The sequence below is a fragment of the Henriciella marina DSM 19595 genome (assembly GCF_000376805.1).
In the GTDB taxonomy this organism is placed as follows: domain Bacteria; phylum Pseudomonadota; class Alphaproteobacteria; order Caulobacterales; family Hyphomonadaceae; genus Henriciella; species Henriciella marina.
On record NZ_AQXT01000002.1, the window covers coordinates 935,030 to 958,628 of the forward strand.

Here is a 23,599-nt window from a genome sequence, read left to right on the forward strand (position 1 = left end):
TCGTCGGTCCATCATCAGTCGGTTTACAAAAGAAAAGGCGCGCCTGTTGGGGCGCGCCTCGTCTCTATATCAGGGTGTGAACGAGGGTCTAGCGCGCCATGCGGGCGATGCGCTGTACTTCTTCCTCGACCTTGCGCTCAACAATCGTTGGCAGGTTGGCATCGAGCCATTCCTTGATCATCGGGCGCAGCAGCTCTCGCATGAGGCCGTCCAGCGTGTTCGGATTGGCCTCGTCTTCGGGTGTAGTGCGCTTCACCATCAGCTTACCGAGCGCGGTTGCGGCGGCGCCTGCGATGCGCTCGTCAGTCAGGGCGTCGCCGCCCTCTGACCCTTGGGACGTATATGTATCAGTCATCGTGGGCTCTGGCTCCGGCTCTTCCTGGCTCATGTCCGCAACGAGCGGCTCTGTTTCCGGTTCCACCTCGACAGGTGGCGCTGGATCGAAACTGGACATGAAGCTGTCATCGTCAGCTTCAGTCTGGGAAACGGGCTCCGGCTGCGGCGCGACGCCAGCGAGCGGATCGGTGTTGGTGTCAGGCTCCGTGCCATAGTCAGGCTCGGTCTGGAAAGCTGGCGCGGGCTCGAAGTCCGGCTCGTCATCCGAGGCGGTGAAAGCCTGTTCGGACTCCTGCGGGTCGGCCTCGGTCTGCGGGGCCGCCAGCTCTTCAGGTGTCCAGGTGGCACCGGAGGCGCCGCGCCCGAAGACAGGCCTGTCAACGACGTAGCTGTCGTCTTCGTCATTGCCGGATGCAAGGTCGAAGTCTTCAAGCTCGTCTTCCTGCGCCTCAAACGGTTGCGGGGCTTCAGGTGCGAAATCGTTCTCGTTCGACGTGACTTCATCGGAGGTCAGATCATCGAACATGTCGTCATCGACGTCGGCGAGAAGGCTGCCGGACGTGTCTTCCTTTTCCATCAGGTCGAAATCGGCATGGCGGCCTGTTTCTTCCTGATTATTGGAGAAGTAATTGTCGGCCGGGTCGTTCACGTCATCGGACTCGGTTTCAGCCATGACGTCTTCCAGCGACAGGTCGTCGAAATCATCATCGTCCGAGACGTTCACATCGACTGAGCGTGTCTCCTGACTGTCTGCCTTGGTAGCGGGACGCGAGCTCTCGCCATCGTCCGCAATGATCTTGCGGATGGAGGCAAGAATTTCCTCCATAGTCGGTTCCGATTGCGCTTTGTCCGCCATTTTCAGCTCCCGCAGAAAAACAATTGTGCCTCTATCCGGCTATACTGCGCCAGTTAACATGATGTTATGACGGATTCGGGCCAGGATACACCCGCGGCACCGAGATTAACTAAACCAGACTTGCTAGCGAACGCCAAGGTCCAGGCGCGAGGGCGTCAGCTGCCCCATCGCGGCCAGCAAGGCATGAGCGGCCACATAGCGGTCGCGTTCTGCACTGACCCTTGAGAGGCGCGCCTCAAGAAGCTGCTGTTCCTGATCGAGGACATCGAGCGTCGTGCGGACACCGACGCTCAGTTCTTCCTGCGCGCCTTCATAGGCAAGCTCGGCGGCTTCAACCTGGCGGGCCGAGGCATCGACCGCGCGGTCGGCGGCCTCGAAACCGTACCAGGCGCGCGCAACATTGGTACGTACGATACGTTCGCTAAGTGCGATCCGTGTGGCGGCCTGACGGCGCGACAGCTGGGCTTCTCGAACGAGCGACGTGTTCAATCCGCCAGTGAATAGCGGGACACTCGCCTGCGCGCCCGCAACCACGCTGGAATCGGTAAAGCCATCGGTGTGGTATTCCTGGACGCCAGCCTGCGCGATGACCGAGACTTCCGGCTTCAGCGCGCCGCGGGCGACCTCTACCGACCGGCGGGCCGCCTGCTCTGCGAAACGGGCAGCTTCGATATCCGGATTAAGGTCGAGCGCGGTGGCGAGCGCTGCTTCGAAGGTTTTCGGCAATTCAGGGAGCGGCGGTACAGGTGCCAGCGGATCTGATGCTTCCAGACCGGTAAGCAGCGCATATTGGGCGAGCGCGTTTTCAAGATCGGCCTGCGCGGATGCAAGCGCGGCGCGGCCACCTTCTACCCTCGCCCTTGCAAGAGAGACGTCGGTTCGGGTGGTGTCGCCGACCTCAAACCGGTCTGATGCCGCGGTGAACTGTCCTTCGAGAAGGCGGATACTGTTCAGCCGGATCGAGATGACTTCGCGGGCCCGGATGATATCAACATAGGCAATCACCGTATCGAGCAGAATGGACTGGCCGGCCGCTTCCAGCTGCGCGCCTGCGGCGAGAGCGCCTGCTTCGGCCTGCTGGATCCCGGCGATCAGACGCCCCCCGGTATACACGGGCAAGCGGGCCTCAAGCTGCGCTGACGCAACGGGGCGGTCGCCAAGATTGAACGCGAAGGGCCGGTTCGAATCGATTGATTCGTAGACATAGCTACCGAAGAGGGTCACGCTTGGTTTGCGCTGGGCACGGGCCTGTTCAATTCGCTCGCTCGCTATGGCTGTATTGTCGCGCTCTGCCTCAAGCGCTGGATTGTTCAGCCAGGCGGCAGAGAGCGCGTCCTGAAGTGTTTCAGCGCTGACGGGCAGCGCCGTCATGGCAAGGCTCGTTGCCAGTAATGTCGCGGCTCTTCTTATCCGAAGCATTCGCCGTGCCCTCCCTCGGCAAGGACGACCCTACACAGGTTTTTTCGAAAAGTGAACACTGTTCACTTCCTGAGTAGCGTTCGCTTCGGTGGCCTGGGCCGGCGCCGCGACAGATGCCCCTGCGCGTCGCTAGAAAACGAAGGTTTTCGGCTTTTCGAAGCCCGGCAGCCGCGGCGGGCAGCAATCGAAGACCTCACGGTAGGAAACGGTTTCGCCAGCCTTGGTCCAGATCCGCGCCCGTGCGAGGTCCCGGCCGGCCGGGACCGCCGCCCCCAGGCGTCCGCCGTCGGCAAGCTGGTTGAACCAGGTCTCCGGGGCCTGCTCGATCAATCCGCAGACGAGAATGATGTCGAACGGGCCCTGATCGGCGAGGCCTTCATGAAGGTCGCCCTGGACAGCTACTGCGCGGTCGAGGCCGAGGTTTGCAAATCGGGCTGTAAGTTCGTCGACCAGTTCATCGCTGTCTTCCAGCGCGATGACGGTTTCAACAAGATTGGAAAGGATGGCTGTCTCATAGCCTGCCCCTGCCCCGATCACGAGCGCAATGTCGGACGGCTCTGGCTGCAGTGCCTTGATCATCTTGCCGATATCGCGCGGCGTCCAGAGCGCCCGGCCATCGCTCGTCTCGATTTCATATTCGGCGTAGGCAATGGACTGCGCGCTCTTTGGGACAAAGGCTTCGCGCGGGGTCTGCAGAAAGGCAGAGACGACCTCGGGGTCGGTCACATCATTCGGGCGGATCTGTGAATCCACCATGATCCGGCGCATCTTCGCAAAGTCCATTGGCGCAACCTTTCAGGCAATAAGTGCTGCTTGCAGTCGCCTTATCTTAGCCCGCTTGAAGGTGCAACGGCGGGCCGATGTGCGAAACGCCGCAATCGCACATTGCAAGCAACCCGGAGCGCTGCTATTCGACGCTCCTTCTCTCGGCACGGCCCTGTGGCGGAGTGGTGACGCAGCGGATTGCAAATCCGTGTACGCCGGTTCGATTCCGGCCGGGGCCTCCAGGGAATTTCCCGCTTCAATTGATCCAGCGCAGCGCCCGCCGCAGCAGCCGGATTGTGCTGGCATGCAGCGTGTCGCCAATTTCCTTCGGTGCCTTACCGGCACGTGCCCGTGCATACGTGCCTTCGAGGATGATGCCGAGCTTGTAGCAGGCCAGCACGCCGTACCAATGGATATGGGAGAGGTCGCGGTCTGATTGCGCTGCGTAATGGGCGATGAGTTCGTCGGCTGTCGGGAAGCCTTCCCATGGCTGCACTGTCACGGTGCCTCCATCTGCGAGGTCCGCCTCGTCCGGCCAGGTCGCCATCAACCAGCCGAGGTCGAGGAGCGGGTCGCCAATCGTGGTCAGTTCCCAGTCGACGATGGCGGCGAGTTCAGGACGGTCATGGCGGTACATGACATTGTTGAGGTGGTAGTCGCCGTGGATAATGCCGGGCCGGAATGTGCTGGGCCGGTTCGCCTCCAGCCAGTCGCCGACGCGGTTGACGCCTTCTATATCCTTGCGACCATCCCATTCGGGGATCTCAGCATAGCTCTCAAGTTGAGACTTCCAGCGACTGACCTGACGCTCAAGATAATTATCCGGTTTACCGAGGCCAGCAAGGCCGGCCGCTTTGTAATCAATGGCGCCGAGCGCCGCGATGCCATCTACAAGAGAGAGCCCCATCTGGTGGCGAAGGTTTGGGGAGCTGAAGAATGGCTCCGGCAGGCCTTGAGACGGCGCGTAACCATCGACGGGCTCCATGAGATAGAAAGCAGCGCCCAGCACATCTTCGTCTCCGCAGGCGGCGATCAGCCCGGGGTGTGGAACATCAGAATCAGCAATTGCCGCGAGGACGCGCGCCTCACGCCGCATTGTCTCATTTGAGTTACCACGCAGCGAAAGCGGCGGACGGCGAAGGACATATGTGCGCCCTGCCCTGTCGAACTTCAGAAGAATGTTCTGGGTGCCACCGGTGAGACGTGTGGCATTCTCTATGGGGCCAGTTCCAAGTGACTGCTCATCCATCCATGATCTCAGCCGTTCAAGGTCTACGCCTGTGTCCATGTTGCCTCTCCTTCAGCCGTTTACCTCTTAGCGCTGATGGTCAGAAATACGAATGACAAGCCTTCCCCATGGTACGGTAGCTGTGAGACCGGCAGCCGTCCTCTCTCTGTCCCGGCCCCGTAACGTGGCGGCATGATTGACTGACCCGGCCGCATGGCTCTCATTTCTGTCCATAAGCAAATCAGCGTGCGCCAAAGCCGCGGCCAGAAAGGGACGGAAGACACCGATGAATCTCGATTTTTCAGATGAACAGAAACAGCTGCGCGACCAGGTTCGCCGCTTCCTGAAGGAGAATTGCCCACCAGCAGCGGTTCGCGCGATACTGGAAGGCGATGACCAGTATGACGCCAAGCTGTATCAGGGGCTGGCCGACCTTGGCGTACTCGGCGCGGCGATCCCGGAGGAATATGGCGGCGTCGGCCTAGGCCATCTGGAGCTTTGTGTCGTTGCAGAAGAGCTTGGCCGCGTCCTCGCGCCGGTGCCTGTCGCATCGACAGTCTATCTTGGCGCTGAATGCCTGATGCAGGCCGGCAGCGAAGAGCAGAAGCAGGCATGGCTGCCACAAATCTCTGCCGGCGAGGCGATTGGCTGCTGGGCCATCAATGAAGGCACTGGCAGGATGAAGCCTGCGAAAGTCGCCCTGACCTTCGATGGCAAGACAGTGTCTGGCTCCAAGGCGCCGATTACCGATGGCGGGATCGCGGACTTCGCCATTGTTCTGGCCAAGGAAGGCAGCGACCTGTCGCTTTGCCTGGTCGACCTGTCCGGCAGCGGTGTCAGCCGCGAAACGCTCGATTCGATTGACCCGACGCGTGGACAGGTGAAGCTCACTTTCGAAGGCACGCCTGCGACCCGTATCGGCAGCGCTGGGGATGGCTGGCATATCGCGACGCAGATTATGGACCGGGCCGCGATCCTGATCGGCTTTGAACAGCTAGGCGGCGCAGACCGCGCGCTGGAGATGGGACGTGACTATGCGCTGGAACGTATGGCGTTCGGCCGGCAGATCGGCTCATTCCAGGCAGTGAAACACATCCTCGCGGACATGTATGTCTCTGCCACGCTGGCCCGGTCCAACTGCTACTACGGTGCATGGGCGCTGTCCTCCAGCGCGGCTGAACTGCCGATTGCGGCAGCCACAGCTCGCGTTTCGGCAACGAATGCGTTCCAGCACTGCGCCAAGAACAACATCCAGGTCCATGGCGGCATGGGCTTCACCTGGGCGTTCGATTGCCACCTCTATTACCGCCGCTCCAATGCACTGGCCCTGACCATCGGCTCGCTCTCTACCTGGGAGAGCCTGCTCATCGAACGGATGAGCGCCGGAAATGTCGAAGCGGCCGCCTAGAAGGGAAGGGAAAACATCATGGATTTCAACGATACACCGCAAGAAGCCGAATTCCGCAAGGAAGTCCGCACCTGGCTTGACGCCAATGCGCCCAAGCACCTTGAAGATGAACTGAAGCGCGCAAGCTTTGGCTCCAACGGCCTTGAAAGCGAAGACCCGATCAAGGCGTCCAAGGCGTGGCAGAAGAAGAAAGCCGAAGCCGGCTGGGCCTGTCTGCACTGGCCAAAGGAATATGGCGGGGGCGCCCGCTCTGCCATGGAGCGCGTGATCTGGAGCCAGGAAGAAGGCCCCTATGCCGTCCTCTCCGGCCTGTTCACAATCGGCCACGGCATGTGCGGCCCGACCGTGATGGAGTGGGCAAACGAAGAATGGAAGGAACGCCTGCTGCCACCACTCGCAAGCGGCGAGGAAGTCTGGTGCCAGCTCTTCTCCGAGCCTGCCAGCGGCTCTGACCTTGCAGGCCTGCGCACCAGGGCGGTGAAAGCCGATGATGGCTCCGGTGACTGGATCATCAATGGCCAGAAGATCTGGACCAGCGGCGCGCAGAACTCCGACTGGGGTCTTCTCATCACGCGTACCGACCCGGACGTGCCGAAGCATAAGGGCCTCACCATGTTCTTCCTGCGCATGGACAGCCCCGGCGTGAAAGTCGTGCCGATCAAACAGGCGAACGGCGCATCGGGCTTCAATGAGGTTTATTTCGATGATGTCCGCATCCCTGATGACCAGCGCCTTGGCGATGTCGGGAATGGCTGGAAAGTGTCGCTTACCACGCTGATGAATGAGCGTCTGTCCATTGGCTCTGGCATGTCGACCGGCTTTCCGGAGCTGTTCAAGTTCTGCATGGATATGGAGATCGACGGCGAAGCGGCGACCGCTGATTCTGGCGTACGCTCCAAGCTCGCCCAGTTCGCTGTCAAGCAGAGCGGCCTGAAATATACCGGCATGCGAGCGATCTCGGCACTTTCAAAGGGCGAGACGCCCGGACCTGAGAACTCCATCGGCAAGCTGGTCGCTGGTGCCACGATGCAGGAACTCGCCATGTATGCGCTCGACCTGCAGGGTGAAGCCGGCGTCGTCTGGGATGAGGACAGCCCGCAGAATGGCCGCTTCCAAGCCATGCTGATGCGCTCACCGGCGACCCGGATCGAGGGCGGCTCTGACGAGATCCTGCGCAACATCATTGGCGAACGCGTGCTTGGCCTGCCGGGCGATATCCGCGTCGACAAGGATGTGCCGTTCAAGGAAATCCCGACCAGTGGAAAGGCGAAAGCATGAGCTATCCCCTGCCAAACAACTCGACCGACCTTTCCGGACAGGTCGCGCTGGTCACCGGCGCATCCTCCGGCCTTGGTCTTCGCTTTGCCAAGGTTCTCGCCAGTCAGGGTGCGAAGGTCGCGATCGCGGCCCGGCGGCTGGACCGGCTGGAATCGCTGGCAAAGGAGATTGAGGAGGCAGGCGGCACCGCCCTGCCCGTCCAGATGGACGCGACCGATGCCGACCAGATGGTTGCCGCTGTCGCCAAGGCTGAAGAGGCGCTCGGCACGGTCACCATCCTCGTCAACAATGCCGGCATTCCGGACGCCCAGCGCGCCCACAAGATGGATATCGAGCTGATCGACCGCGTGCTGGACATCAATGTCCGCGCCCCCTTCGTTCTCAGCTGTGAGGTGGCGCGCCGCCTCATGGCTGCGGACCAGCCGGGGCGGATCGTCAATATCGCGTCAGCTGCAGCCTATCATTATGCGGGCAACGGCGCCGCGCTCTATTCGGTCTCGAAATCTGCTGTCGTGCGGATCACAGAGACGCTGTCGGTGGAGTGGAGCCGCAATCACATTAACGTCAACGCCATCGCCCCGGGCGCATTCGAATCCGAGATGATGGACGGCATGCTGGAGCGTATGGGCGATATCGCCCAGCACTTCCCGCGCAAGCGGATTGGCAACCCGGCCCAGCTCGATGCAGCGCTGCTTTTCCTGGTCGGCCCGTCCTCGGATGCTGTCACAGGCACCTGTATCCGCGTCGATGACGGCCAGGGCTCACGCTAGGGCCAAAGGGAGAAAGTCCATGTACGATTACAAGACGATCAGCGTCGAGGTTCGCGGGGGCGTGCACTATCTGACGCTCAACCGACCGGACATGCTGAACGCCATCAACACCGAGATGGTAGGTGAGCTCTCTGACTATTTTGGCGGCCTGTTTCACAATCGCGACTGCCGCATCGTCGTGATGAAAGGGGCCGGGCGCGCATTCTGTGCCGGTCTCGACATCAAGGCGCGCGGCGAGAATGAAACGCCCTTTGGCGGCGGGTTCGGCTTCCAGGGGTATCTCGCGGACGTCTACATCAAGATGCGCCGCTGTCCGCAGCCGATCATTTCGCTGGTCCAGGGCGCAGCCTGCGGCGGTGGGTTTGCGTTTGCGCTCGCCTCCGACATCCGCATTGGCGGCGAAAGCATGAAAATGAACGCTGCTTTCATCAAGCTTGGCCTCTCGGCCTGCGATATGGGGGTCAGCTATTTCCTGCCGCGCCTTGTCGGCGTGTCGATCGCGTCTGAACTGATGATGACCGGCCGGTTCATCCATGCAGACCGCGCGCTCGCTGTTGGCCTCGTCAACCAGATCGTGCCGGACGCCGAGCTTGATTCGGCTGGCGAAGTTTTCGTCGAAGAGATGCTGGCGACCTCCCCCATGGGCCTTCGCCTCACCAAGGAAGGTCTCAATATGGCGGTTGACGCTGCCAGCCTTGAAGCAGCCATGGCCATCGAGAACCGGAATCAGGTGCTCTGCGCAGGCACTGAAGACGTTAAGGAGGGCATGCAGGCCTTCATCGAGAAGCGGAAGCCTGTCTACAAGGACGCCTAGTGAAAAGTCGCTGCAGACAGGGTTTGGCGATGGTCACTGGACTATTGTGAATCCCAGCGGCATTTTCGTTAATCCCTTTACGGCGCATTAACCATTCCGACTCATACCTGATCCTGTCTTCTTTGGAGACACCCACCATCACCCAACGCCTCGGCGGGAGATTCATTTCTCCCGCCCTTTTTTTGCCCGGGGCTGCAAGACCCTGTTTGACACGGCCGCTTGCTTTGGTATTGGAGCCGTCTCGCAAGTGATCCGCGATAGCTCAGTTGGTAGAGCAGGCGACTGTTAATCGCCCGGTCGTAGGTTCGAGTCCTACTCGCGGAGCCACTTTCCCCAACATCGATACTTGCTCGACGCCCGGGGCCCTCAGGGCTTGCAGGCGCGCACGCCGAGCACCGGTATGACGGTACGCCAGCCTTCTTCGGCGGTGATGGTCATGCGGCCATCAGCGATGCGCTGGCCGCCCTGTAGCTCTTCTCCAGCAGTAAAGCTGATCATGACCTGCTGGCCGCTGGGCGCGAGGAAAGTCTGCTCGGTCATGAACTGGCCGAAGATGTTTCCGCGATTCGCGCTCTGGACTGCGTCGACCGTCTGGTCGGCGATCTTGATTCGCGCCTGACCGCTTGCAGCCCGCTGGAAAAAGATCAGGCGATCTGGCTGCGTCTTGCTCCATAGGAAGAGGCCACACTCATTGGCGGCAAGCGTCTGCGCGCCGAGGCCCGATTGCGGGATGACACTGACAGCCGGCGCGAGGCCCTGCGCGGCGAGCGCTGCGTCTGCCGCAGAGACCTGTGTGGCAGCGGCCTCAGCCCCTTCCTGTGGCGCCGCCTCATTCGCCCCAGGCAGGCTCTCACAGGCCGTAAGAAGCGCGATTGCGGCGACAAGTGAAAGGCTGGTCTGGATCGGTCTCATTGTGCGCCCTGCCCTATCGCGCTGGTTTCGCGCGTATATGTCCAGACGCCGTTCCGGCGGGAGAAACCCGCATTGGCAAGCAGCGCCTCGATCTCATTATCATTTGTGTTGGCCACAACCTCGATCTCCGAGCGGCCATAGAGGGTCGCTTCCGCGTCTATGGCAATCGTATCACCCGCTGGCCCTGAGCCGTTCATCTGGATGTTGAAGGCACCATCCCGGCAATCGAGGGATCCTGAGAGCTCAGAGAACTCCCGCCCAAACCGGTCAGCGGCGATGGAAACTGTGTTCGAGTTCAGACGCCCCGTCGCAGACGTGCACCGCTGGCCCTCGATGCGTACAGCGCCCTGTGAGAGGCGAAAGATGCCGCCGATTGCGCGAACCTCAGGAGACAGGCTTTCGAGCGCGGAGATACGCTGCTCGATGCGTAGATCATCGGCTTCGATGATATCGCCGCTCATGGCCAGCGTTCCGGCACCGCGCCCGCCTGCCCCACCCCACTGAAAGGCCACTTGAGGTCGCATCGTGATCAAGGAGAGCGGCTTCAGCGCCACATCGATATCGCCCACTGGCTGTCCGTTGAAGTAGACGCCCATGATGCGACCATTCCAGACCGTCCCTTCAGATTGGGTCCACTGCACGCCCATCGCATTCAAGGGAAGCTGGCGCAGCGCAAAGCCGAGCGGCACCTGAGAGGCGCCAGCCCAGACAAGCGCAATGAGAGCGGCTAGAATCAGCAGGATACGCATGGCTTCAGCCTCCTCCGGCCACAACGTCGATCGTGGCCCTTACTCGGTTGTCTGAGGACTGGTCGATGCTCATACGCTCGATCCGTCCACCGAGGCGATTTTCGACCTCGTTCATCCAGTAATATAGCTGCCGTGCGTCGGCTTGCTCGAAAACCATTGAAAACCGCCCCGCTTCGCCGCCCTGCAGGCGCGAGATGGAGAGGCCCGCAGACTGGGCAGCGCGCGTGACTTCGGTCTTGAACGCATCGCCGCTATAGGGGGCGCGCCCGGCAGAGGTCACACCGGCTGACAGTGGCATCTGGGCGCGCCGGACGGCGAGCAGCCGTTCGACCTGCGCAAGGTCACTGGCGGCCGCCTGCCTCTCGACACGCGCATCGCTACGCGCCGTCAAAAGCGGCGAGACAATGCCGTACCATCCGATAAGTATGACGAGGATCGCACAGGCGAGCCCGATCAGGCCCTGCTCGCGTAGCGATAGTCCGGTCCACCAGTCTCTCATGAGGCGGCTCCCTCAATTACGAACTCGGCAAGCACCTGCGCGCCTGTCTGTCGCGCCTGGCCAAGCGAGACACCGAAACCATTTATTTCGAGACGGCCTGCGATGGCGTCGGCTTCGGCGTAATCATCGATGAGGACAAGCGCCGTAAGCTGTCCACCGGCAGCATCATAGCGAAGCGACCGGATTTCGGCGTTCGATGCCTCCTCCAGGGCTTCATAGAGCGCTGCGGACGCGATTGTCGGGCGGACAGAGCTTGCGCCAACCCGCTGAAGCTCACGCAGGCTGGCAATGGCTGTATCGACGTCGCCATTTGCGGTCGGCACCGTGGCATTGATCAGGGCCGTCGTTTCTGTGCGCAAAGCGTCCGCCTGATTGCGGTAGGCGGAGGTTTCGAGACCGACGCTTGCAAGCCAGAGGAGCACAAGGCCAGCCGCCAGCGCGGCAACGAAGCGCCAGCGCCGCGCGCCGTCAAAACCCATCTGCCGGCGGCGTGTGTAGATGCCCTGGCGCAAGGATATGACGCTGCCCTGTTCGGCCTGCTCATATTCGTTGGCGAGCATCTCGATATAGGCTTCGGGGTTGAGCGCGCCCTCTCCCGTCAGTGTGGTTCGAAGGCGGCGGGCCAGCGCCGCGCCATGCACGGGTCCGACAGGATCGGCGGCAATCAGGCGAAGCACATCGTCTGGCGTCTCGTCATCGAGCGCGAAAGCGAGGCCGTTCTTCCTGAGGAGGATTTCGCCGGGCGCTTGATAGGCTGAGACGCCGTCCGGCATCAGGCTATGCGTCGCTACAAGGTCAGCTGCCGCCAGTCCGTTCGCGGCAAGCCAGGCCATCCACTCTGCCATGTCGACCGCAGCTACAACCAGGACATCGCGTGTGCCCTCTTCGTCCGGACGCCCAAGGGCGATGTGAAGCTGGTCCACGGGCTCTGCGACATCATCCTCGACAGCAAAGAGAGCGGCCTGCCGAGCTTCGGAGGGCTTTTTCGCGGTGAACTGAACCTGATGGCGCGTGACCGCCGTGCCGGGCACGAGCGCAACAGCGGTGTCACCAGCCCGGTCTACCGGCATCGTGTCGCCAAAACGCCACGCGCCTGCCTCGCGCCAACCAAAAAGGGGCGTGTCGGCGGCGTGCGCGGGAAGAAGAACAAAGAGACTGGCCATGTCCTACCCTTTCCGCTCTCGCCATACAGTTTTCGCGCGCTGCGGGCCATCCAGACGGTACATGATGTCCACAAGGCGGCGTGTCCCCATGAAGTCTATCGCTGCCTCGATTTCTATATAGGCTGACTGGACAGATAACATGTCGTTGCGGCGAAGCTCTGGGGAGATTTCTCGCACGGCTGGTTCGGCCAGGAATGAGGCGACATCGGGCCAACCGCCAATAGGCCGCTGAAAGATGAGGTCGCGGGCGGTCTCTACCGTCAGCGCGCCGGAAAAGGCGAGCGAGAGGAGCGGCGCTTCTGCCTGGCTAAGCGTGTTGATGTTTAGAGGCACCTCGTCTCCGCCGGGCAATGCACAGACAAGCGGTGACAGCGCTTCGACGATGTCTGGCGTATAGTACCGAACGGCCCGAAGCTCTGAGATGTCGATCATAGGAATGCCTGGCGTGCGGTATTGCAGGCCCGGGGAGGCGTAGAAGGCATTTTCCGCGCCGCTCATGCCCGGTGACTGGTCGGCGTCCACCCAGTCGACTAGGCTCGCAACAAGGCCTGTCAGATTGCCATCATCAAGCCCCGCAAGGTCGAGCAGGCTTTCATAGTCTTCGGCGGTTGTCGGCGTTGTGGAATTGCCGCCTGATGCGTCCGCCACAGCACTGGGCGCAGCAAGCCGGTTCACGTTGAAACAATTGCCCCCGTCGCTGCCTGTGAGCGTGATGAGCCCGCCATCAATCTCAAACCTCACCGGCTGACCGAGGCCCGGCATACCGGCAAAGAGCTTGCCTTCGGTTGCAGTGAACATCTCCTCGATCAGGACACGGCCGAACTCCTCAGACGACAGCGCAAGCCAGTCGGCCTGGCTGGCGGCATCGACGGCCCGTGCGCGGCTGGTCATTGAGAGGACCGTTGAGGACAGGGTCACAGCGACGGCAGACATGGCCGCGACTATCATCAGTACCGTGACGAGCGCGACGCCTCTTTCAGATTTACGTGCCGCCCCCCTCATGATGGCACCCCGCCGACAAGGCTAGTAATCGTCAGTATGCGTTCATCGTCGAAGCGGACGGCAAAATCGACGCGATCTGGCAGCAGATTTGTTGCGGTTCCGGGCACGCCCTCCCAATAGAGAGACAGCTCGTCCCCGCGCCAGAAGGCGAGATCTATCGCTTCGACCCCGGTCAGCAGGACGCGCCGTGTCACAGGGGTTGATGGGGTCGGGTCCGGCCGGAGGGCCGCTTCGCGAACGAGCTCGCCATCCTGGGTCAGTGTATAGCTGACATATTGGAGACCGGAGCGCTCTGCGGCGTCTTCGGGATTGATCCAACCATTGCGCACAAAGCTGATCAAGGCACCTGTCGTCCGGGTCTCACCGCCGGTCAGAAACCGAAGGCCGCCGCGCCCGTTCGCGGTCTCTACGGCGCGCAAGGTCGCCGCTTCCAGATCGTCGCGAATATAGGCCTGCGCGATGTCGAGCTGGCGGATATCGATATCGCGGTCGCGCACCTGTTTGCCTGCATCAGTGGCCCGCATCAGAAGGCTGCCTCCCGCGATCGCCATCACCGAGAGGATGAGCAAGGCAACCAGCGTTTCGACCAGCGTGAAACCGGACTGAGAGGAAGGTTGAACCTGTCTCATTCGGCAGCCTGCTCAGTGGTTCTGGCGGGCAGCGTTTTCAGCGTCATCAGCCGAGCGAGGATCTGTTCGCGGCTCTCTTCATTGACGCGGACCTCAAGGCGAAGAAGCGCGTCGCGCTCGGTTGGGAAGACGGTCAGTTCCCAGTGATAGGGACGCCCCATCTGGATCTCTGTGCCTTCAGTAACGCCGAGCTCAATTGGGTCAGGATCAGATATCGCGCGGGCGAGAATGTTCTCGGCCGTGGTGCGCGCGAGCAGGCGCGATTCAAGGCGAGCCGTATTCTGGACGGCGCCTGTGGCGACCTCCATCAGGGGGATAGCCGCCAGCGACAGGATGCCGAGCGCCGCGATTGTTTCCACCAGGCTGAAGCCGCGCTGAGAGGATCGCCTACCCTTCCCTGTCATGGATCACCTCCCCGTCAGGGGTGAGCGTCAGGCGCTGCGACCAGCTTCGCCAGTTGACCGCGACATTGATGGGCTCGGCGCGTCCGAGTGGATTGAAGATGATGCGCTGGGGCGTGTCCTCACGCGACTGCAGGGCGCCATCGGGCGGGAGGACTTCGAGCCTGACGCCATCTGGGAGTTCAAGCGCCCCGCGCTGGATGGCAAGCCACTCCTCACCCGTCCAGCTGACCAGCTCAATTCTTGTATCTGTCGGCTGGATGCCAATGATCTCTCCGGTCAAAACTGACCTGTCCTGTGCATCACGCAGCACGGTCTCGACCTTGCGGACCGCCCGCTCCTGCTGGGTCTCGCGCGGCGGCAGCGTCATGACCGCGACCGAGGTGACGAGACCCATGATGAAGATCACGAGCATCACCTCGACCAGCGTCATGCCCGCATCGCGCCGGGCTGGCAGGTGGCGGGGCCGCATCAGACCCTAGCTCCAGTTACCGATATCTGCGTTCTCGTCTTCGCCGCCTTCCTGGCCATCAGCGCCAAGCGAATAGAGGTCGTAGGCCTTGCCGGATTTCTCGCCCGGGCGCTCATAGACGAAGGGACGGCCCCACGGATCAAGCGGGACAGAATTGATATAGCCGCCGCGCCGGTAGCTGCCCGCAGCGGTCGTATCTGTCGGCTGATCCACCAGCGCGTCGAGGCCCTGCTGCTCGGTCGGATAGTCGTACATGTCGAGACTGTATTGCTCGAGCGCATTGGTGAGTGCCGTCACATTGGCGCGTGCGGCCTGAACCTGCGCACTCGTTCGCGCGCCAAGCACATTGACCAGAACGACCGTGGAAAGGAGGCCGATGATGAAGACGACGACCATGATCTCGGTCAGCGTGAAGCCTGCCTGTTTCGAGCGCAGTTTCTTTGTTGCCGGACGGTGTTTTCTTGCGAACATGAAGGCGTCTCCGTTAGGCGCTAGCCGATGGCCAGCTGGTTGATCTGAAGAATGGGCAGCATGATCGCGAGGACGATCAGCGCGACAATGCCGGCGAGGACCACGATCATGATCGGCTCAAGCAGACCGAGCGCGATGGTCGACGCATTGTCGAACTCATCCTCGAGGTAGTCGGCGGCGCGCTCCATCATGCCTGCTAGGTCGCCGCCCCGCTCACCACTGGCGACCATGTGAAGGAGGATGGGGGGGAAAACGAGTTCGGCGCGCATGGCGCGGGCAAGGCCGGTGCCCTCTTCGACGCGCCGGCGAACAGAGAGCGTCGCTTTGCGGAAGACGGCGTTCGACATGGCCCCGCGCGCCGCGCCGAGACAATCCGGCACCGGAGAGCCTGATGCAGAGAGGGTTGCGAAGGTGCGCGCGAAGGCCGCCGACGAGATACCGCGCGCGAGTCGTCCGACGACGGGCAGCGACAGGATAAACCGGTCGCGCGCTTCGGCGATGCGTGGTTGGCGAAAGAGGCGGCGAAGGCCCCACACGCCCGCGACGAGCAATATCAGGACGACAATGCCCCACTGCCTCAAGAAGCTGGAGATGCTGATCACGGCATCCGTCAGCCACGGCAGATCCTGCCCGAGCGTGTCGAACTGCTCAACGATGGCCGGGACAACGAACACCATGAGAAGGGTCACGACGAGGAGTGCGATGACCGTCAGCACGATGGGATAGATCAGCGCCGACATGATCTTGTTGCGCATCTTGCGCGACTTTTCGAGATGGGTTGCGAGGCGTTCCAGAACTTCGTCGAGACGGCCTGAGGCCTGCCCGGATGAGACAACGGCCCGGTAAAAAGGCGGGAAGGCCCTCGGGGCGCTGTTCAGGGCCTCAGACACAGAGTGGCCGTCAGTGATTGACGACCGAACACCGAGGAAGACCTTGCGGGTTGCCGGCTTTTCAGCTTCGGCGGCCACAGAGCCGATGGCCTCTTCGACAGGGGTGCCCGCCTTGACCAGCAAGGCAAGCTGGCGCGTCGCAACGACGAGGTCGCCGCCTGCGAGTTTCTGGTCGTGTCCGTTGAGCGAGGCTCCGGCCTTTGCCTTGCGGCTTTCGGCAATGTTGAGCGGGGAAAGCTGGCGCAGGCGCAATTCCTTGCGGGCGGCGCGCGCGGAATCGGCCGTGATGACCCCGCGGGTTTTCTTCCCGTCCGTCCCGATCGCCTGATAGTCGAAGACGGCCATGCTCAGGCGTCCTCTTCCCTGCGGCAGACGCGCAGGACTTCCTCGACGCTTGTCTGGCCTGTGGTGACATAGCGAGCGGCGTTGCGGAAGAGCGTGTCCTGGCCTGCAAAAGCGTGGGCCTCCAGATCATCCTCGGAGACGTCTTCGCGGATGAGACGGCGCATCTCCTGATCGACGAGGAGCAGCTCATAAACACCAAGGCGGCCCTGATAGCCTGTCTGCGCGCAAGCCATGCAGCCGACAGGACGATAGAAGTCTAGCGCGTCTGCCGCTGGTAGACCGAACATAGCTTTCTCGTCTGAGGTCGCCTCATGCGGGGCCTTGCAGCTATCGCAAAGCTTTCGGACCAGCCGCTGGGCGAGAACCGCGCGCATCGTGGCGGCGATCACATAAGGCTCGATCCCCATATCGCGCAGGCGCTGGATCGCGCCGACGGATGAATTGGTATGAACGGTGGACAGCACCGGGCGGCCTGTGGAGGAGAATTCGAAGGCGACTTTTGCCGTCTCAAGGTCACGCACCTCACCAACCATGACGACGTCCGGATCGTGGCGAAGGATCGCGCGCAGCGTCGCCGCGAAAGTGAGGCCGACCTTGTGGTGCATCTGGGTCTGGCTGATCCCGTCGAGGCCATACTCAATCGGGTCCTCCAGCGTCATGACGTTGCGCTGACCATTGTTCAGAACAGATAGCGCCGAATAGAGCGTGCTTGTCTTGCCGGACCCGGTCGGCCCGGTGACGAGGGTAATGCCATTTGGCTGGGCAAGAACGGTGCGGAAGCGGGCAAGCGTTTCCGGGTCCATGCCAAGCTCATCGAGACCGAGCAGCGCGTTGCGCGTATCAAGGAGACGCATGGTGACCCGCTCGCCATAGCGCGACGGCAGGGTCGAGACACGCACGTCGATGGAGCGTCCACCGATCGAGAGCGAGATCCGGCCATCCTGCGGGATGCGCTTTTCGGCAATATCGAGCCTCGCCATCACTTTGACCCGGCTGGTCAGGGGTGAGGCCAACTTGCGGGACGGCGTCAGCACTTCCTGCAAGACGCCGTCGATGCGGTAGCGGACCGAAAGATTGTCCTCATGCGGTTCGATGTGAACGTCCGAGGCGCGGCGTTTGACTGCTTCATAGATAAGGCCATTGATCAGGCGCACCACAGGTGCGTCATCATCGCCGTCCAAGAGATCTGCCGTTTGCGGAATGTCGTCGATCAGGGAGTGAAGGTCACCATGGCCAACCATCGCCGCGTCGGCTTCTTCATTCTCTATGGCGCTGCGGGCATAGGTTTCAGAGAGCTCGCGCTCAAACCGGCCCGCATCCAGGGGGGTGAAGCGTAAGGTCCGCCCCAAAGCGCGGCGCGCTTCGACGATCGCCATCGGGTCTGCGCCAGCGCGCACACCGAGGCTGATTGCGCCATCTTCTTCGCCCATAACGACAAGGCCCTTGTCGCGTGCAAAGGCGTAAGTGAGTGTCCGGATTTCAGTCGATGTATCGCTCATCTCTACTCAGTCTGCAGGCTGGCCGCCTGCAATCTTATTCTGTCGGCGCCTCTGGGCCGAGGACTTCGCTCAGAAAGGTGTCGAGGCTGACACCAATATCCTTCGTGCGAAGTAGCTCCTGCGCGCGGATATAATTGTAATTGCGCCCCGTCACCGCCTGTGCATCGCCGCGGCTACGCACGATGGTCGGCTTGATGAAGATCATCAGATTTGTGCGGGTGTTCGAGCGGCCCTCGGATTTGAAGAGGTTTCCGGCAATGGGGATATCGCCAAGGAACGGCACCTTGGAATTGACGGTCGAGTCGGTCTGCTCAATGAGGCCGCCGAGCACAATGATCTCGCCATCATCAGCAAGCAGGCTGGTGCGAAACTCTCGCGTATTCAGTATGATGTCGGGCGAGAAGCCGCCGCCAATGAAATCATCGACGCTGGAAACTTCCTGATAGATATCGAGGCGGATCGTGCTGTCAGAGGAAATGCGCGGCGTCACTTCAAGCTTCACGCCGACCTGTTCGCGCTGGACCGTGCGGAACGGGTTGGAATTGTCATTGCCAAGCACTTCGCCAGACGTCAGCGGCACATCCTGACCGACAAGCAGCGAAGACGTGCCATTGTCGAGCGTCATGTTGAAAGGCTTGGAGAGGACGCGGGAGTTCGTGTCCTGCTCTACCGCGTTGATGATCGCGCCGAACAGCGTGTCGCCGTCCTGGCCGCCAATGCCGAGCACCGAGCCATTGACGCCGAGGAGCGAATTGATGGCTGCATTGGTGAACTGGTTTGATCCGCCGCCCTCGCCGCCGTCTCCAATGTCGGGATCAATGATAGCGCCCGCAAGCGCGAGGAGATTCGGCGCGGAACGCGAGAAGTTTGTGGACGCGAAGGGCGTGGTGGAGTCGCCAGTGCCTGAGAGCAGGAACTGAACGCCAAGCTCACGGGCGGTGTCATCCGACATCTCCACGATGATCGCTTCGACCAGAACCTGTGCCCGGCGCTGGTCGAGCGCATCAACGACCCGCTCCATTGCAAGCAGTGCGTCAGGCGCCGCGCTGATGACGAGAGAGTTTGATTCCACATGGGCCGCGATCGTGGCCGGCGGCGCAGTGCTTTCTGCTGGGCCGCGCTGGTCGGCCATTGCGAGCGCCAGCGACTCGAGCACGGGCGCCAGCTCTTCGGCGGTCGCATTGTTCAGCTGGATAACCCGGATATTGTCCCGGGTCGGCTCGGCGGCGTCGAGTTCAGTCGCGACCTCAACGGCACGCGCCACGGTCGGGCTATCGCCGCGAATGATCACCGAATTACTGGTCTGTGAGGCGGTGACTTCAAAGTTGGCGCGGGCATTTCCATCCTGCGTGCCGAGGAGGTTCACGAGAATCCCCTCCATTTCACGGGCTGGCACGCTTTTCAGGGCGATGGTGCGAACTTCGGTCCGGTCAGACGTGTCGAGCGACTGAATGACTTCGCGGATGCGCGGCATGTTTGAGGCGTAGTCCACGACGACGACAGAGTTGGAACGTGCATTCGCCACGACCTGTCCCTGCGCATCAATGATGGGTTTCAGCATCTGGGCGGCTTCGACCGCGCCGAAACTGTCGAGGGTGAAGACCTGGGTAACAAAGGCGTTCGGACCGCTAGCGGCCCCGCCTGCTTCACCGACAGCGAGCGCCTCGGGTACAATGCGGTAGACGCCCCTGCCCGCCGGGATCGCGGCGAAGCCGTTTACGCGCAGGGTGGAGAGGAAGACTTCAAAGACTTCATTGGTCGTCATTGGCGTCTGCGAGAGGACCGTGACCCGTGTGCGGCCAACATCCGGATGCAGGATGAATGTATACCCGGTGATCGTCGAAACATCGTCGATCAGGGCCGTGATCTCGACATCGTCGAGACTGAGAACATGGCGGTCGGTCTGCGCATTGGCGGTTGGCGCCAGCGCTCCGACCGTGAGGATCGCCATGGCGGCGAGGAGTTTCTTCATGGTCTCATCCCTCCTCGAAACGGATATCGAGATTACGTGCTTCCCCGCCCCGCAATACTGTCACACTGACAGTCTGCGCCGAACCCAATTCAGCAGCGAGCGCCGCTGTATCGAGCTCAAAGACGGGTCTGTTGTTGATACGGATCAGCCGGTCGCCAGGCTCGAGCCCGGCATCCTGCATAAGCCCGGGATTGCTTCGCGGCTGGAGCACAAAAGCCTCGACTGCACCATTATCTGTCTCGGCAATCGGGTTCATGCTGGCGAGCAGCGTGCGGGCCGTCACGCCTGGCGAGAAGGTGGCTGTACGCGGCTGCTGTACGGTCGAGGTCTGCTGGCGTGCATCGCTGGGGCTTCCAATCACTGACAAGCCCGCTTCGCGGCCACCGCGCATCAAGGTTTCTTCAGTGCCATTGCGCGAAATGATCACGCGGTCGCTGAGGACCCGCTCAAGGCGCGTACCGGGGATGATTTCTTCGCCGGGCTGAAAACGGGCGGTCTGATTATCCGGGGTCACGATTGTCGCTGAGTCGGCTGTCGGGTCGGTCGACATGAAGATGGCAACGAGTTTGAGGTTCAGCGTGGTTTCAGGCGCATCGGGCACGATCTCCGCAGTGCGGCCGGATGAAACGAACGGATTTGTTGTCAGCAGAAGGCTGAGATCGCCGCGGGCATTTGCTCGCGTGGTCTGCTGGATCGGTGTCGGCAGAGGGCGCAGCGTCAGGGTCGAAACCGCATCGGCAGGCGCGATCAGCAACCAGATCACACGCGCCAGAAGCATGGCAAACAGAATGACGAGCACGAACTGCAGCGCCAGGCGGGCGGCCTCTATAAGGCGCCCGGTATTGACGGGCAGCGATAAGCGTCCTTCGAATCCCATACCATCCCTCAATGGTCCGGGGGCAGGATCACCCTGCCCCCGAGCCGGTATAACTTAACTGGTACGTGTTGAAAGCCTGCCCGGGTGCCACAGAGACTGAATCAGTCCTTTTAGAAGCGGCGCTTGAGACCGAAGCCGGTCAACATCCCGAGGCTGTTTGCTTAACTGCCCAATTAGAACTGCAGCTTCAACGTTGCGGAAAAGCTTGTGCCCCGATCGTAAGTGTTGAATTCGGTCCTACCAAGGCCGCCTTCACTAAATTGATATTCTTCATGTGCCTCACCGAGGAGGTTACGAGCGCGCAAACCAAGCGTGACGTCATGACCACCGATAACAAAATCCCGGTTATAAACGGCATCAAGCTGGATGCCTGGATCTTCAATGATGTCCGGCAGTTCCGCAGTCGCAGAGTCGATACCCCGCTGGAGGATACGTTCATCGACCCAGTTCAGAAGCAAGGTGAATTGCTCCACATCGCTCTGCCAGCCAAACTGCATGTTCAGGATGTTTTCAGGTGTGCCCTGAAGTTCTGAGCCGTCGATACCAAAAGTCGAAGCATCGCGCAGAGTACGGGTAATCGGGTCGAATATCTGTGTGCCAGATCCCGCCGAGATTTCCGAGGCCGTGTACGTATAGTTCAGGGAGAACAGCCAGTCGCGGTTCGCTACCCAGTCGACATCGGTGAAGATAGGACTGTCAAATGTGCGCCGATACTCGAATTCACCGCCAAACAGCTCCGCTTTTGGAGAGTTGATGAAGGTTGTCTCAAAGACGAAGGTCGAAGTCGAGAATTGAACTTCTTCGATCGGGTTCTCGATTTCCTTGAAGAAGCCCGCAACGGTTATGAACTCGTCACGGCCGAGATAGTATTCCAGCCGGGCGTCATAGTTCGTCAGCTCACTATCGAGCAGCTGGTTGTTGCCGCGATAGGTGCGTTCGGTCTCGGGATCGAAATAGCTCGATAGCGCCAGTTCGCGGAATTGAGGACGCGCCACCGTTTCCGAATAGCCGAGCCGAAGCTGCAGGTCGTCGGCGAAATTCCACGTCAGCGTAGCCGACGGGAGCCAGTACTCATTTATGATGGTCGCGTTGCCGGTCCCGACATTTCCGAAGCGATCGAAGGTTTCGACGTTTTCTTCGCCTTCTTCATACCGAAGACCAATCGTGGTGCGCACATAGTCGAGAAGCTCAACGTCCGCCTCGAGGAAGCCTGCTGCAACCTCAAGATCTGCCCGGTAAGAGTCGTTGGTCGACGTGCTTTCAACGAGCTCAAAACGCGACGGGCTGATATTGTCAGGTGAGAAGAGATAGTCTGGCCGAGCGAGCTGCACGTCCAGCGGGAGAGAGTTACCGCCCGCAAACCTGAAAGTCTGGAACCCATACTCACGTTCCGTCTTGGAATAATCATAGCCTGCCTTGAAGACGGCGTCGCGGTACGGTCCGATCGGCAGAGTGTATGAGAGGTCGCCACCAAAGCTGCCATTCTCGTCTGTCAGCTCAGAGAAGCGAACATTGTAGCTGTTCGCGACGGAGTAACGGACCCGGCCCTGATCATCGACAAGCCGACGAAGCGACCGCTCATATGGCGCATCCCGGGAGGATTCGGCTACCGACCCACGCCAGTTGAAGGCCAGGTCACCGAACTCGTGAAGGCCTCGTAGCTGGAAGAAGGCGAGTTCGCGTTCGAACCAGCCCGTAGACTCGTCGTATATTTCACCCGTTGAACCCGGCGCGTTGAAGTCGCGGCCCGTATCAATCTGGGCTTCCTTGGAGGTCGAGTGCACGTAGAAGGCGGTCGCCTGCACTTCGTGGAGATCCCATCCAATCGTGGCAGAGCCCAGCGCATTGGTCGTGACGTCCATCGTCGTCTCGAACGACTCCAACTCGGTGCCTATCGTTCCACTTTGAACGAACTGCCTCGTGGATTCCTGGGTTTCCCAACTCTGGTCGTAGCCGACAACACCTACGGCACCGATATCGAATTCGCCAAAATTGCCGACCCAACCGCCATCCATTGAGGCGTTGAAATCCGGACCGAGCTTGCCGTTCTGGATGACAGTCAGTGGCGAATTGACCAGACTTTCGCCAGCGGTTTCGATTTCCGCATTGCTCAGCGAGCTCAAAGGTGTTCCGCTGGAAATGAGCCGCGAGAGCGGGCCTGGCAGGTCACGCAGGCCGTCGTCAAAGCCAGTCCAGTCGGTATCGCTGCCCCGGTAGAAGATGCCCTCATTCAAAGACGTGACTGTGTTGAGCCCGGCACCAAGTTCGACATTGGCGTAGGTTTCGCGCGGCATCCGGACCGTTTTCAGGTCAATCACACCGCCGCCGAACTCCCCCGGATAAGAAGCGGAATATGTCTTCTGAACCGCAGCGCCTTCGAGCACTGCAGACGGGAAGAGGTCGAGTGGAACGGTCCGGCGAAGCGGCTCCGGACTTGGCAGCGGAGAGCCATTAAGAAGCGCGGAAGAATACCGGTCCCCTAGGCCGCGAACATAAGCAAACTTGTCGTCTACCACGCTAAGACCGCTCAAACGGGTCAAGGCGAGAGCAACGTTGGCATCGCCTTGTCGGGCGAGATCCTGGGCGGAGAGGAAAGAAGCGACCTGCGACGTCTCACGTTGGGGCGCTGGAATGTACTCACCGCGAATCACAACTGTTTCAAGCGCGCGGTCAGCGTCTTCTTCCACTTCGGCTGGTGCGGTCGCTTCAGCTTCCTGAGCCGATGCAGACTGAAGCGAAATCGCGCAGAGCGCGGTTGAGAGCATAAGGTAAATCTGGAGTGATCGTTGAGACATTTCAGGTGTCCTTTCCGGCCGGACATGTAAAGTTTGGAGCGTTGTCATT

The 23,599-nt window shown here is 61.0% G+C and carries 22 protein-coding genes and 2 tRNA genes; 6 read left to right on the forward strand and 18 right to left on the reverse strand.

The genetic code is table 11. The features are described from left to right. Window positions 1-88 precede the first annotated feature (88 nt). The 3 genes from F550_RS19530 to F550_RS0104690 all read right to left on the reverse strand — a co-directional run bounded on the left by F550_RS19530 (window position 89) and on the right by F550_RS0104690 (window position 3,394). On the reverse strand, window positions 89-1,192 hold the full coding sequence (locus F550_RS19530) for a DUF2497 domain-containing protein (RefSeq protein WP_083910910.1): 1,104 nt from the start codon (window positions 1,190-1,192) through the stop codon (window positions 89-91). Between the two features lie 123 nt (window positions 1,193-1,315). Further along, on the reverse strand, window positions 1,316-2,611 hold the full coding sequence (locus F550_RS16875) for a TolC family outer membrane protein (protein ID WP_083910911.1): 1,296 nt from the start codon (window positions 2,609-2,611) through the stop codon (window positions 1,316-1,318). A gap of 129 nt (window positions 2,612-2,740) precedes the next feature. After that, window positions 2,741-3,394: a protein-L-isoaspartate O-methyltransferase family protein gene (locus tag F550_RS0104690; RefSeq protein WP_018147373.1), complete on the reverse strand. Its 654-nt coding sequence runs from the start codon at window positions 3,392-3,394 to the stop codon at window positions 2,741-2,743. Between the two features lie 150 nt (window positions 3,395-3,544). Between F550_RS0104690 and F550_RS0104695 the strand changes: the two genes are divergently transcribed. After that, window positions 3,545-3,618 (forward strand) — tRNA-Cys (locus F550_RS0104695). Between the two features lie 14 nt (window positions 3,619-3,632). Here the strand turns inward: F550_RS0104695 and F550_RS0104700 are convergent. Continuing rightward, the gene (locus F550_RS0104700; RefSeq protein ID WP_018147374.1) at window positions 3,633-4,664 is read right to left on the reverse strand and encodes a phosphotransferase family protein; all 1,032 of its coding nucleotides are present in this window, start codon (window positions 4,662-4,664) and stop codon (window positions 3,633-3,635) included. 226 nt (window positions 4,665-4,890) lie between these two features. Between F550_RS0104700 and F550_RS0104705 the strand changes: the two genes are divergently transcribed. From F550_RS0104705 to F550_RS0104725, 5 genes are all read left to right on the forward strand, one after another. Continuing rightward, window positions 4,891-6,012, forward strand: a complete 1,122-nt coding sequence (locus tag F550_RS0104705) for an acyl-CoA dehydrogenase family protein (RefSeq protein WP_018147375.1) — start codon at window positions 4,891-4,893, stop codon at window positions 6,010-6,012. Between the two features lie 18 nt (window positions 6,013-6,030). Continuing rightward, on the forward strand, window positions 6,031-7,290 hold the full coding sequence (locus F550_RS0104710) for an acyl-CoA dehydrogenase family protein (RefSeq protein WP_018147376.1): 1,260 nt from the start codon (window positions 6,031-6,033) through the stop codon (window positions 7,288-7,290). Next, window positions 7,287-8,060: an SDR family NAD(P)-dependent oxidoreductase gene (locus F550_RS0104715; protein WP_018147377.1), complete on the forward strand. Its 774-nt coding sequence runs from the start codon at window positions 7,287-7,289 to the stop codon at window positions 8,058-8,060. Before F550_RS0104710 ends, F550_RS0104715 begins: the two co-directional genes overlap by 4 nt. 19 nt (window positions 8,061-8,079) lie before the next feature. Beyond that, window positions 8,080-8,874, forward strand: coding sequence for an enoyl-CoA hydratase/isomerase family protein (locus tag F550_RS0104720; protein ID WP_018147378.1), 795 nt, complete (start codon window positions 8,080-8,082; stop codon window positions 8,872-8,874). Window positions 8,875-9,125: 251 nt separating this feature from the next. Continuing rightward, window positions 9,126-9,201: transfer RNA gene (locus F550_RS0104725), tRNA-Asn, on the forward strand. A gap of 39 nt (window positions 9,202-9,240) precedes the next feature. Here the strand turns inward: F550_RS0104725 and F550_RS0104730 are convergent. The 14 genes from F550_RS0104730 to F550_RS0104800 form a co-directional block, all read right to left on the reverse strand. Next, on the reverse strand, window positions 9,241-9,786 hold the full coding sequence (locus F550_RS0104730; protein WP_018147379.1) for a hypothetical protein: 546 nt from the start codon (window positions 9,784-9,786) through the stop codon (window positions 9,241-9,243). Continuing rightward, on the reverse strand, window positions 9,783-10,535 hold the full coding sequence (gene gspN / locus F550_RS0104735) for a type II secretion system protein N (protein WP_026180570.1): 753 nt from the start codon (window positions 10,533-10,535) through the stop codon (window positions 9,783-9,785). The genes F550_RS0104730 and gspN overlap by 4 nt, the downstream gene beginning before the upstream one ends. Before the next feature lie 4 nt (window positions 10,536-10,539). Further along, window positions 10,540-11,034, reverse strand: a complete 495-nt coding sequence (gene gspM, locus F550_RS0104740; protein WP_018147381.1) for a type II secretion system protein GspM — start codon at window positions 11,032-11,034, stop codon at window positions 10,540-10,542. Further along, window positions 11,031-12,197 carry a type II secretion system protein GspL gene (gspL, locus tag F550_RS18400; protein WP_018147382.1) on the reverse strand — a complete coding sequence of 389 codons (1,167 nt, stop codon included), beginning with the start codon at window positions 12,195-12,197 and terminating at the stop codon, window positions 11,031-11,033. The genes gspM and gspL overlap by 4 nt, the downstream gene beginning before the upstream one ends. A 3-nt stretch (window positions 12,198-12,200) precedes the next feature. Further along, the gene (gene gspK, locus F550_RS0104755; protein WP_083910912.1) at window positions 12,201-13,199 is read right to left on the reverse strand and encodes a type II secretion system minor pseudopilin GspK; all 999 of its coding nucleotides are present in this window, start codon (window positions 13,197-13,199) and stop codon (window positions 12,201-12,203) included. Continuing rightward, complete coding sequence (gene gspJ, locus F550_RS16880; protein WP_018147384.1) at window positions 13,196-13,828, reverse strand: type II secretion system minor pseudopilin GspJ; 633 nt, start codon at window positions 13,826-13,828, stop codon at window positions 13,196-13,198. Before gspJ ends, gspK begins: the two co-directional genes overlap by 4 nt. Next, window positions 13,825-14,232 (reverse strand): type II secretion system minor pseudopilin GspI, encoded by a 408-nt coding sequence (gene gspI, locus F550_RS18405; protein ID WP_018147385.1) that lies wholly within the window; start codon window positions 14,230-14,232, stop codon window positions 13,825-13,827. Before gspI ends, gspJ begins: the two co-directional genes overlap by 4 nt. Then, complete coding sequence (locus F550_RS0104770) at window positions 14,216-14,701, reverse strand: GspH/FimT family pseudopilin (protein WP_018147386.1); 486 nt, start codon at window positions 14,699-14,701, stop codon at window positions 14,216-14,218. Before F550_RS0104770 ends, gspI begins: the two co-directional genes overlap by 17 nt. A 6-nt stretch (window positions 14,702-14,707) precedes the next feature. Next, window positions 14,708-15,172, reverse strand: a complete 465-nt coding sequence (gspG, locus tag F550_RS0104775) for a type II secretion system major pseudopilin GspG (protein WP_018147387.1) — start codon at window positions 15,170-15,172, stop codon at window positions 14,708-14,710. A gap of 20 nt (window positions 15,173-15,192) precedes the next feature. After that, window positions 15,193-16,407, reverse strand: coding sequence for a type II secretion system inner membrane protein GspF (gene gspF / locus F550_RS0104780; protein WP_018147388.1), 1,215 nt, complete (start codon window positions 16,405-16,407; stop codon window positions 15,193-15,195). A 2-nt stretch (window positions 16,408-16,409) separates the two neighbouring features. After that, window positions 16,410-17,906: a type II secretion system ATPase GspE gene (gene gspE / locus F550_RS0104785; protein ID WP_018147389.1), complete on the reverse strand. Its 1,497-nt coding sequence runs from the start codon at window positions 17,904-17,906 to the stop codon at window positions 16,410-16,412. Window positions 17,907-17,940: 34 nt separating this feature from the next. Further along, window positions 17,941-19,878 (reverse strand): type II secretion system secretin GspD, encoded by a 1,938-nt coding sequence (gene gspD / locus F550_RS0104790; RefSeq protein WP_018147390.1) that lies wholly within the window; start codon window positions 19,876-19,878, stop codon window positions 17,941-17,943. A 4-nt stretch (window positions 19,879-19,882) separates the two neighbouring features. Then, window positions 19,883-20,755 (reverse strand): type II secretion system protein N, encoded by an 873-nt coding sequence (locus F550_RS0104795; RefSeq protein ID WP_018147391.1) that lies wholly within the window; start codon window positions 20,753-20,755, stop codon window positions 19,883-19,885. A 173-nt stretch (window positions 20,756-20,928) separates the two neighbouring features. Beyond that, the gene (locus tag F550_RS0104800; protein ID WP_026180573.1) at window positions 20,929-23,550 is read right to left on the reverse strand and encodes a TonB-dependent receptor domain-containing protein; all 2,622 of its coding nucleotides are present in this window, start codon (window positions 23,548-23,550) and stop codon (window positions 20,929-20,931) included. Window positions 23,551-23,599 lie beyond the last annotated feature (49 nt).

Coding starts and splice junctions, on each gene's coding strand:
- F550_RS19530 (WP_083910910.1), bottom strand. CDS start 1,192: ATGGCGGACAAAGCGCAATCGGAACCGACTATGGAGGAAATTCTTGCC.
- F550_RS16875 (WP_083910911.1), bottom strand. CDS start 2,611: ATGCTTCGGATAAGAAGAGCCGCGACATTACTGGCAACGAGCCTTGCC.
- F550_RS0104690 (WP_018147373.1), bottom strand. CDS start 3,394: ATGGACTTTGCGAAGATGCGCCGGATCATGGTGGATTCACAGATCCGC.
- F550_RS0104700 (WP_018147374.1), bottom strand. CDS start 4,664: ATGGACACAGGCGTAGACCTTGAACGGCTGAGATCATGGATGGATGAG.
- F550_RS0104705 (WP_018147375.1), top strand. CDS start 4,891: ATGAATCTCGATTTTTCAGATGAACAGAAACAGCTGCGCGACCAGGTT.
- F550_RS0104710 (WP_018147376.1), top strand. CDS start 6,031: ATGGATTTCAACGATACACCGCAAGAAGCCGAATTCCGCAAGGAAGTC.
- F550_RS0104715 (WP_018147377.1), top strand. CDS start 7,287: ATGAGCTATCCCCTGCCAAACAACTCGACCGACCTTTCCGGACAGGTC.
- F550_RS0104720 (WP_018147378.1), top strand. CDS start 8,080: ATGTACGATTACAAGACGATCAGCGTCGAGGTTCGCGGGGGCGTGCAC.
- F550_RS0104730 (WP_018147379.1), bottom strand. CDS start 9,786: ATGAGACCGATCCAGACCAGCCTTTCACTTGTCGCCGCAATCGCGCTT.
- gspN (WP_026180570.1), bottom strand. CDS start 10,535: ATGCGTATCCTGCTGATTCTAGCCGCTCTCATTGCGCTTGTCTGGGCT.
- gspM (WP_018147381.1), bottom strand. CDS start 11,034: ATGAGAGACTGGTGGACCGGACTATCGCTACGCGAGCAGGGCCTGATC.
- gspL (WP_018147382.1), bottom strand. CDS start 12,197: ATGGCCAGTCTCTTTGTTCTTCTTCCCGCGCACGCCGCCGACACGCCC.
- gspK (WP_083910912.1), bottom strand. CDS start 13,199: ATGAGGGGGGCGGCACGTAAATCTGAAAGAGGCGTCGCGCTCGTCACG.
- gspJ (WP_018147384.1), bottom strand. CDS start 13,828: ATGAGACAGGTTCAACCTTCCTCTCAGTCCGGTTTCACGCTGGTCGAA.
- gspI (WP_018147385.1), bottom strand. CDS start 14,232: ATGACAGGGAAGGGTAGGCGATCCTCTCAGCGCGGCTTCAGCCTGGTG.
- F550_RS0104770 (WP_018147386.1), bottom strand. CDS start 14,701: ATGCGGCCCCGCCACCTGCCAGCCCGGCGCGATGCGGGCATGACGCTG.
- gspG (WP_018147387.1), bottom strand. CDS start 15,172: ATGTTCGCAAGAAAACACCGTCCGGCAACAAAGAAACTGCGCTCGAAA.
- gspF (WP_018147388.1), bottom strand. CDS start 16,407: ATGGCCGTCTTCGACTATCAGGCGATCGGGACGGACGGGAAGAAAACC.
- gspE (WP_018147389.1), bottom strand. CDS start 17,906: ATGAGCGATACATCGACTGAAATCCGGACACTCACTTACGCCTTTGCA.
- gspD (WP_018147390.1), bottom strand. CDS start 19,878: ATGAAGAAACTCCTCGCCGCCATGGCGATCCTCACGGTCGGAGCGCTG.
- F550_RS0104795 (WP_018147391.1), bottom strand. CDS start 20,755: ATGGGATTCGAAGGACGCTTATCGCTGCCCGTCAATACCGGGCGCCTT.
- F550_RS0104800 (WP_026180573.1), bottom strand. CDS start 23,550: ATGTCTCAACGATCACTCCAGATTTACCTTATGCTCTCAACCGCGCTC.